We start from the raw sequence: 622 nt of genomic DNA on the forward strand, positions 1-622 counted from the left end.
AAGCTTATCGCAGGCTATTACGTCTTTCATCGCCTCTGACTGCCAAGGCATCCACCACATGCACTTAATTACTTGACTATACAACCCCAAACAGTCGCTAATCCCTACAAGGAGGATCAACAATGTGGATTCAACCACTTCTATTTGTTGCCTGTGAATTTAATCACTATACAGCTTCAATTTAATTCATATACCAAAACGCTTGATTCAGTTTTATCGCTAGTGCTCATTTCATTCAACATTAACAATTACTTGCTAACATCAACTAAAACGAGTTTAAACAATTATTTCAACTCAAATATATTCTGTTAATGATTCACTACCGCCTCGTCAGCGAGTAGTTAACTGTGATAAATCACAGAACTTAATAAGCTATCGGCTTACTAAGTTCTGTAATCACTTAGTCTTTAATTAGTGGTGGAGACTAACGGAGTCGAACCGTTGACCTCCTGCGTGCAAAGCAGGCGCTCTACCAACTAAGCTAAGTCCCCAGCTTAAGATCTTAATATATCTGCTCTTCTGTGTTCAGTAGACTTGGTGGGTCTGACAAGACTTGAACTTGTGACCCCACGCTTATCAAGCGTGTGCTCTAACCAACTGAGCTACAGACCCTCAGATACAT

Annotated in this window: 2 tRNA genes; both read right to left on the reverse strand. The window is 40.2% G+C overall.

Annotation, left to right across the window (positions count from 1 at the left end):
• Positions 1–415: 415 nt before the first annotated feature.
• Positions 416–491, reverse strand: a tRNA-Ala gene (locus ACG916_RS21495).
• A 44-nt stretch (positions 492–535) separates the two neighbouring features.
• Positions 536–612, reverse strand: a tRNA-Ile gene (locus ACG916_RS21500).
• Positions 613–622: the final 10 nt, after the last annotated feature.

The organism is Acinetobacter legionensis (assembly GCF_048552295.1).
In the GTDB taxonomy this organism is placed as follows: Bacteria; Pseudomonadota; Gammaproteobacteria; order Pseudomonadales; family Moraxellaceae; genus Acinetobacter.